Genomic DNA, 8,214 nt, shown 5'->3' on the forward strand with positions numbered 1-8,214 from the left:
GGGGAGAATTCCTGCACGAAGAGGTATAGCTAACAGGTATGGCAAGGCTAACTTACAACAGTTGCTACAGAGCAGCGGCTTGAGCCAGGTGCACTTTTCGGCGCACCACTGCTCGAGCGTTCAGCGAGTGTGGGTAGGGTCCCTTGATTCTCATTAAGAAAAAAAGTAAGGCCCGCCGGCTAGGCGAAGCGATGAAACTAGACTAGGTTGAAGAAAAATTGTGCCCCTTAAACGAAGTAGGAACCGGCTTTGAAATTAAAATCCATCTCATACTTTTTCACTTAAACCAACTATACTTGTGAAGTCAATTCCGCTTCCCATGAAACAGACCACCAGCACCATTCTGATGATCGAGCCCTCCAACTTTGGTTTTAACCCGGAGGCCGCCCAAACCAATGCTTTTCAGCGGCAGCTGCCCGATTTTACGCCGGGCCAGATACAGGATATTGCCCTGTTGGAATTCCGGAACGCCGTAGCCGAACTACGGGCGCTTGGGGTGGAGGTAATCACGTTTCAGGATCCGGAAGGTTCGGTTATCACGGATTCTGTCTTCCCGAACAACTGGTTTTCCACGCACCACGAGGGAAAGGTGATCACGTATCCGATGGCTGTTTCGAGCAGAAGAAAGGAACGGCGCGCGGACATCATCGGGCATCTGAGAGAAGCCTGCCGTTGCGGCGAGCATGTGGCCCTGGAGTATTTTGAGACGCAGGAGGAGCCGTCTTTTCTGGAGGGAACCGGCAGCCTGGTGCTGGACCGGGTGCACAAAATAGCCTATGCCGCCATCTCTCCCCGTACTTCCCTTCAGCCGCTGCAGGCGTTCTGCGATACGCTGAGCTATGACGCGGTCACCTTCTCAGCCTATGGGCCGACAGGAGAGCTGATCTACCATACCAACGTGATGATGTGCGTAGGAGATACGTTTGCTGTAGTCGGAATGGAAGTGGTAGAGGAGCAGGATCGGGAAAAACTTCGGATGAGTCTGACCGGCAGTGGCAAGGAGGTCATCGAAATCACCAAAGAGCAGACCTGCCGGCACTTCGCAGGCAACATGCTCCAGATCGAAAACAAGCAAGGCGAGCACATTCTCGTTATGTCCAAAATGGCCTACGAGAGCCTAATAGCAGAACAACTGGAGCGACTGCGCTCGCACAACGAGCACCTGCTGGCCCTGCCCATCCACATGATCGAGAAGATCGGCGGCGGCAGTATCCGGTGCATGATCGCGGAGGTATTTCAGAAGGAGCATTAAACATTGCCCTCGCTCGCGTCCCGCGAGTGTGAGCATTCGGGCGGACTCTGGCCGCTTTTCATGTGTGCCTCTTGGCACAAGTTGCGGGACGCCACTACATAACGCACACTCGCCAGAGGCGAGCGAGAGCAGAAAAACTCGATCGGAGTGCGTTTTTAGACATTTTCACCAACAATAATTTTCCTCTCATATGCTATACCTGCTGCGGTATCCCTAGTTTTGCAGGATTCGATTCATTCCTGTTTGCTGCACTTTCATGAGTAGTATCATTTTACTTTTTCTTTGCCTGATCATCGGGGTGCTGCTGCGCCGCGTACCTGCTTTCCCGGCCACTTCTCCCATCGTTCTCAACCAGTTCATCATTTATATCTCGCTGCCGGCACTGGCGCTATATGCTATACCTGAAGTAGAACTGGACAGGTCGGTTTTGTTGCCGGTCGGGGTGGCCTGGATCTGTTTTGCCGGTGCTGCTGCCTTCTTCTATACACTGGGGCGCATCTATGGCTGGTCCAAAAAGCTGGTAGGTTGCCTGATCCTGACAGCCGGGCTCGGGAACACGTCTTTCGTAGGCTTTCCGATCATAGAGGCGCTTTATGGCAAAGAAGGACTTCAGACGGCCATCCTGGTCGATCTGCCCGGTACTTTTGTGGTCGTCTCCACGCTGGGGATAGCCCTGGCCGCCTACTTCTCCAAAGGGCAGGCGGATGTGAAGGCTATCACGCAGAAGATCTTGACTTTTCCGCCTTTTCTGACCTTTGTGCTGGCCTTTGCCCTGAACGTGGCTGACCTGCGCTTTCCGGACGAGTTGAAGGAAGTGTTCAACCGGCTGGGCAGCACCGTGACACCGCTGGCCCTGGTATCGGTCGGGATGCAGCTGCGCATCGAACGGCGCAGCAAACACTGGCGGTTTTTAGGACTGGGCTTGTTGTATCAGCTCATCCTGGCGCCTGCCATCATCTATGTGCTGTATGTGCTGGCGCTGGGAGAGCGGGGCCGGGTGGTGCAGATCAGCATACTAGAGGCAGGTATGGCGCCTATGATCACAGCCTCTATCGTGGCGATTTCCTATGGCCTGAAACCCCGCCTAGCGTCCATGATGGTCGGTTTCGGCATCCCGCTTTCCTTCCTGACGCTGGCCATCTGGTACCTGCTGATAAGAGCGTTGTAGGCGAAGAAAATAGCTATTCCTGAAGTTTTGTCGTTATTTTACAAGGTATAAACATTCAGCCGGCTTTCTCTTATGGCCGGCCAATTCAAATTATGACACAGCACACATCCGACGGAATCCGCTTAAATAAATTCATCAGCGATGCAGGCATCTGCTCCCGGCGGGAGGCCGATAAACTGATAGAGCAGGGGAGAGTGTTGGTGAACGGCAAGCTGCCGGATGTCGGAACCAGGATTAAGGGCAAAGACAAAATCCAGGTGGATGGCAAGACGCTGCAATGGAACCAGGTGGAGCCCGTATACCTGGCCCTGAACAAACCACCCGGTATCGAGACCACGACCGACCTGTCACAGCGCGACAACATCATCCGCTTTGTCAACTATCCGGAGCGCATCTTCCCGATCGGCCGCCTGGACAAGGATTCGGAAGGGCTCATCTTCCTGACCAACGACGGCGACATCGTAAACAAGATCCTGCGGGCGGGCAATAAGCACGAAAAAGAGTATATCGTAACGGTGGACAGGCCCATCACACCGGATTTTGTGGAGAAGATGAGCAGCGGCGTGTCGATTCTGGGTGTGAACACCAAAAAGTGTTTTGTGGTGCAGGAAGGACCTGCGAAGTTTCGCATCATACTTACCCAAGGGCTGAACCGCCAGATCAGGCGGATGTGCGAGGCACTGGGCTATGAGGTGCAAACGCTGCAGCGGATCCGGATCATGAACATCACGCTGACCAAGCTCCCCTTGGGCCAGTGGCGGGCGCTGACCGAGTCCGAAGTAGAAATGCTCCAAAGTATGGTGGCTGAGTCCTCCAAAACGGAGGAGGGTTCGGTAAGTAAAAAGAAAGCAACTGTTAGCCAGACACCGGCAGCCCAGCCTGCCCGGAAGAAGTCAACTACCGGCAACAGGCCTCCGCGAAAAGAAGGCGGGGCAGGCAGGAAAAGTGGCTTTGGGGCAACCGCAACGAAAGGTGCCGGAGGCCAGCGCAGCGCATCCAAAAGTGCCGGAACCAAAAAGACGGGTTCAAAAAGTAATGCCGGATCGAGAGGCGCCAACCGGAATGCTCCGGCAGCAAAAGGCGGCGGCCGGAAAAGACGCTAAGCAAAAAGCCGGTGCACTCCGTATATCGCTATACCTGGCGCACCGGCTTTTTTTATGCTGTTTATACCTTAGTTTTCTTCTGATTCTTCCGGATACGTATCCAGTTTGATCTTTTCGATCAGCAGGTAGTTCTTGAACTGGTGGATGAGCTTGTCCATTTCCCGCTCCTTCGTTTCCAACGCATCGACCTCCTCGTCAGACATTTCTAGCACCGGGCGTAGGCGGCTCAGGCTGTCATTCATGTGCACGATGGCGTCTTCTGTCTGTTCTACCACCTCCTGATTCTGCTCCACAGCCATGGCTTGCTGCAGTTCCTGGATGTATGCCTCCAGGAATTCTACCATATGCCAGGGGTTGTTCGGCCTGTTCCAGGTGAAGGTGATGTTGCACCGGCGGCACTTGTAGGTATTGCACTTCCAGCCGCGCTCCGTGATGGTGGAGCCGGTACGCTTGAGCATATCCGCTTTGCTACACTTGGGGCATTGCGCATTGTCTTCTATGATATTTTGCAGGCGCTCGCGCTTATCCAGGATCGCGTCCCGGTTAGTGGCATGCGTGATGAGTTGCGTTTCCAGGTTCTCGCAGGCATTGGTCAGTTGGGTATGCTCCGGACTGAGTGCGCCTTCCTCCATCAGTCGCTCGGCACGCTTACTGAAAAAGCGGATAAGTTTTATCAGTTCTCGCTCGTTGGCTTTCAGTGCAGGTTGCTTCATGTATCGTCGTTTTGTACAAAGTTACAAAATCTGCCGGAATGCGCGAATTATTCGGTCCTTAGCTCTTCTGCCCCGACTCCCGCACGCGTTTGTAAATGCGTATAGCGAGCATGAGTATTGCCGAAAAGAGCAGCAGTCCTACAATGCCCCATACCATGCTCAGCGTACTTTTCAGGACCACGAGGAACACAATAGCGATCAGAAACAAGGTGGCTACTTCGTTCCAGATCCGTAGTTGTGTGGAGGTATAGCGGATGATTCCCTGCTGCTGCTGTTTGAATATGGCGTGACAGAGGAAATGATACACATACAGCCCTACTACAAAAGCCAGCTTCCAGACCAGCCAGCCGGGGATGGAGCCATACAGGTAGAGCATGGTAAGCCCAAATATGAGCGTCAGGACAGCCGATGGCCACGTGATGCCGTACCAGAGCCGCTTCTGCATGATTTTGAACTGGTTGAGCAGGATGTTGCGTTCGGGTTCCGGCTTCTCGGCAGCCTCCGCAAAGTAGATAAACAGACGCACGATGTAGAACAGTCCGGCAAACCAGGTAACCACAAAAATGATATGCAGGGCTTTGATGTAGAAGAAGCTCATGGGGTATAGCTGCTGTTTCTGCAAAGGTAGTTCTAAATGTTTAATTGGGGTAACGCGACTATTATTTCGAATGCGTACTCTGTCATTTCGAACGCAGTGAGAAATCAGGAGTATTTCAGGACCTCCTCTCGGCGGCTGTTGCATTTAGCTGTTGCCTATACCTTAAGCCAGCAAGCTTTCTGCTAGCGTCGCTATTTGTATTCCAGTGCCCTTTTACTTCTTGTTTCATAGTTGACTGTGGAGCGCTCAAAGCCGCGGGGCATCGTCCTCGGGCCTCGCGCTGTGTATCTTTCCTTTGCTCCTGCGTCGCAATGCCTGCGGCACCGGAAACCTACTAGGCGCTCAACCCAAGGACTGCGAGAAGTTCAATAGCAACTAGTTATGCAACTTCAGCCAAGTCCCCCCTTCGAAGGGGGTAGGGGGATGACGAATCAGTGTCTTTGAATTAAGAGCTGTCAAACTGTAAAAGCAGGCTCCCCTCCTAGGGGTAGGGCCACTCTTTAAAATCCAGTAAAACCTGATTCAGGCAAAAAAGTCCGAAGCGCTCTCACACACTTCGGACTAAGCAGTAGGTTTGAAAAAAATCAAAATCTCAACCCCACTATTCACTCACCTTAAACTGATTTACTAAACACCGGCGTGGTTGGCTGGCTGGCCCAGAGGCGGGCGTCGAGGCACATGGCGATGTTGCGTAAAAAAGGCTTACCGGCCGGCAGTACCTGAATGTCGTGGTTGCTGTAGTCGACCAGGCCGTCTTCCGCCAATGGCTGCAGGCGTACGAGGGCATCCACAAAGTAGGGCAGTTCGTCTTCGCTCCAGCTGGTATAGTCGCGGCACATCAGGTTCTGGATGTGGGTGCGCAGCAGCATGTCCTCGCCTGTCAGTTCATGGCCTTTCAGGATAGGAAGATGCCCGGTATGAACGGCTGCTTCATAGGCTTCCACTTCTTTCACGTTCTGCATAAAGGCCGTACCGGTATCGGAGATACTGGAAGCACCCAGGCCGATCAGCAGCTCGGTATGGCGGGCGGTATAGCCCATGAAGTTACGGTGCAGCTTGCCGTTGTCCGTTGCGATGCACAACTCATCTTCCGGCAGGGCAAAGTGGTCCATGCCTGTTTCGATGTAGCCGGCGTCTTCCAGCATGGTTCTTCCCAATTCGTACAGGCCACGTTTTACTTCCGGCGCCGGCAGGTCCTCATCCGAGTAGCGTCGCTGGGCTTTGCTTTTCCAAGGCACGTGTGCGTAGCTGTAAAAAGCGATCCGCTCCGGGCGCAACTCTTTCACTTTTTCAATGGTATGGCGCACGCTGTCCGCTGTCTGGAGCGGCAGACCGTAGATGATGTCGCCGTTGATAGAGGTATAGCCGATGGCACGCGCCACGTCAAAAATTTCTTTTGTCTTCGCAAACGTCTGGATGCGGTTGATCACAAACTGCACCCGCGGGTCAAAATCCTGTATACCTACGCTCAGCCTCCTGAAGCCCAGATCATAGAGCACCTGCAGTTGCTCAGCGTTGGTTGCGTTGGGGTGTACTTCAACGCTGAAAGCCGCATCAGGCGTCACTTCTGTCTTCTCGAGCAGTTTCTCCAGCATGGTTTTCAGGTTTTGTGCGCTGAAGAAGGTAGGAGTGCCTCCGCCCAGGTGCAACTCCGTGATGCGTGGCTTCTCGTCAAAAAGGGCCAGGTATTGCTCCCATTCCTGCAGCAGAGCCACCATGTAAGGTTCTTCTACGCCGTGATTTTTGGTGATGCGCTTGTTGCAGCCACAGTAAGTGCACAGCTTCTCACAAAAGGGAAGGTGCAGGTACAGGCTGATTCCATCTTTGCGGTTGGTCTTACGAAAGGCCTGCTGCACATGCAGCTTCCAGCGCGCTTCCGTCAGCGGTTTCTCATCCCAGAAAGGCACGGTCGGGTAACTGGTATAGCGGGGGGAAGGCACATCGTACTTGGCCAGCAGATCGGCAGGAGTTACGGGAGTGACAGCAGTTTTCATAAGCAAGGATCTGAATAAATATACTGAAGCAGCCACCTGCTTCATTACGCTTACAAAGGTCGGGCACCGGCTGCTTTTAATAAATGATATTTGTCAGTCCTGCTATTTTTTCGGAAATTTCAGGTAGGACGGTTATTCTTCCTCGGCTCTCCCCAAGACATGGAGGGAGCCTGCTTACTCCTTAAAAATCATATCATGCTTGAACATATAACAGAAACCACCCTCTTACTGGACGAAGCAAAATGCCGGCAAAATATCGCGATGATGGCCGATAAGGCTGCCCGAAACAATATCCGGTTGCGGCCGCATTTCAAGACGCACCAGTCGGCACAGGTGGGAGATTGGTTCCGGGAACAGGGCACGACGGGTATCACTGTTTCCTCCCTGAAAATGGCCCGCTACTTTGCCGCGCATGGCTGGAACGACATCCTGGTGGCTATACCTGTCAACATCCGGGACATGGCGCTGGTGAATGAGCTGGCAGCCCGTATTCAATTGCATGTAGTGGCAGTGAACATCGAGACGGTGGAGGCACTGGCGCATCAGCTGCAGCACCCGGTGAACGTATGGCTCAAGATCGACACCGGCTACCACCGCACCGGCATTTTGCCCCACAGCCACGAAGAACTGGACCAGATCGTAGCGCTGATGGAGAAAAACGACAAGCTGCGTTTCACCGGCGTGCTGGCCCACGATGGCCATACCTACAAGCAAACGGACAAAGAAGTGATCCGGACCATCCACCATACCACTGTTTTCCTGCTGCACCTGGTCCGGGACCGCTACAAGGCCCGTTTCCCGGAACTGCTGATTTCCATCGGCGACACGCCTTCCTGCAGCATCCTGGAGACGATCTCGGGAGTGGATGAGATACGCCCTGGCAACTACGTTTTCTACGACCTGACACAGCAGCACATCGGTTCCTGTACATTTGAGCAGATAGCAGTGTGTATGGCCTGCCCGGTTATCGCCAAGCACCCGGAGCGGAACGAGATCATCGTGCATGGGGGCAGCGTGCATTTCTCCAAAGACAACCTGGTGCAGGCAGACGGCTCTGAGTTGTTCGGACGTGTCGTGGAGCTGTCGGAAAGTGGCTGGTCGGCGCCGCTGCAAGGTATAGAATTGGTGTCGCTGTCGCAGGAGCATGGCACTGTGCGTGCCAGCAATGACCTGTTTGACAGGTATAAGATCGGGGACCTGCTGGGTATCCTCCCGATCCATTCCTGCCTCACCGCCGACCTCATGAAAGGATATGTCACTCTGGACGGGAAACACCTGGAACACCTGTCCGGCGTGCCGGTGCCGGAGCAGAATGTATTGTGATGGGCTTAAGCTTGAGCAGGGGATTAACCCGCCCCGGGTCCAACCACCCCTGCCCCTCCTTGT

At 53.8% G+C, this 8,214-nt stretch carries 7 protein-coding genes; 4 read left to right on the plus strand and 3 right to left on the minus strand.

All coding sequences use genetic code 11. The annotated features are described in order from the left end of the window. Window positions 1–298: 298 nt before the first annotated feature. The 3 genes from ctlX to rluF all read left to right on the plus strand — a co-directional run bounded on the left by ctlX (window position 299) and on the right by rluF (window position 3,523). Window positions 299–1,252, plus strand: coding sequence for a citrulline utilization hydrolase CtlX (ctlX, locus tag OB13_RS05845; protein ID WP_461489215.1), 954 nt, complete (start codon window positions 299–301; stop codon window positions 1,250–1,252). A 256-nt stretch (window positions 1,253–1,508) separates the two neighbouring features. Further along, on the plus strand, window positions 1,509–2,420 hold the full coding sequence (locus OB13_RS05850; protein WP_461489216.1) for an AEC family transporter: 912 nt from the start codon (window positions 1,509–1,511) through the stop codon (window positions 2,418–2,420). A gap of 92 nt (window positions 2,421–2,512) precedes the next feature. After that, complete coding sequence (gene rluF, locus OB13_RS05855) at window positions 2,513–3,523, plus strand: 23S rRNA pseudouridine(2604) synthase RluF (protein ID WP_461489217.1); 1,011 nt, start codon at window positions 2,513–2,515, stop codon at window positions 3,521–3,523. Window positions 3,524–3,591: 68 nt separating this feature from the next. On the opposite strand, the gene OB13_RS05860 is transcribed toward rluF, so the two are convergent. The 3 genes from OB13_RS05860 to hemN all read right to left on the minus strand — a co-directional run bounded on the left by OB13_RS05860 (window position 3,592) and on the right by hemN (window position 6,828). Further along, window positions 3,592–4,236 (minus strand): hypothetical protein, encoded by a 645-nt coding sequence (locus OB13_RS05860; protein WP_461489218.1) that lies wholly within the window; start codon window positions 4,234–4,236, stop codon window positions 3,592–3,594. A 58-nt stretch (window positions 4,237–4,294) separates the two neighbouring features. Next, the gene (locus OB13_RS05865) at window positions 4,295–4,834 is read right to left on the minus strand and encodes a CopD family protein (protein WP_461489221.1); all 540 of its coding nucleotides are present in this window, start codon (window positions 4,832–4,834) and stop codon (window positions 4,295–4,297) included. Between the two features lie 614 nt (window positions 4,835–5,448). Further along, entirely contained in the window at window positions 5,449–6,828 is a 1,380-nt protein-coding gene (gene hemN / locus OB13_RS05870; protein WP_461489219.1) for an oxygen-independent coproporphyrinogen III oxidase, read from the minus strand. Between the two features lie 195 nt (window positions 6,829–7,023). On the opposite strand from hemN, the gene OB13_RS05875 reads away from it, so the two are divergent. After that, window positions 7,024–8,151 carry an alanine racemase gene (locus OB13_RS05875; protein ID WP_461489220.1) on the plus strand — a complete coding sequence of 376 codons (1,128 nt, stop codon included), beginning with the start codon at window positions 7,024–7,026 and terminating at the stop codon, window positions 8,149–8,151. Window positions 8,152–8,214 lie beyond the last annotated feature (63 nt).

The sequence above is a fragment of the Pontibacter sp. HJ8 genome (genome assembly GCF_054824225.1).

Coding starts and splice junctions, on each gene's coding strand:
- OB13_RS05850 (WP_461489216.1), top strand. CDS start 1,509: ATGAGTAGTATCATTTTACTTTTTCTTTGCCTGATCATCGGGGTGCTG.
- rluF (WP_461489217.1), top strand. CDS start 2,513: ATGACACAGCACACATCCGACGGAATCCGCTTAAATAAATTCATCAGC.
- OB13_RS05860 (WP_461489218.1), bottom strand. CDS start 4,236: ATGAAGCAACCTGCACTGAAAGCCAACGAGCGAGAACTGATAAAACTT.
- OB13_RS05865 (WP_461489221.1), bottom strand. CDS start 4,834: ATGAGCTTCTTCTACATCAAAGCCCTGCATATCATTTTTGTGGTTACC.
- hemN (WP_461489219.1), bottom strand. CDS start 6,828: ATGAAAACTGCTGTCACTCCCGTAACTCCTGCCGATCTGCTGGCCAAG.
- OB13_RS05875 (WP_461489220.1), top strand. CDS start 7,024: ATGCTTGAACATATAACAGAAACCACCCTCTTACTGGACGAAGCAAAA.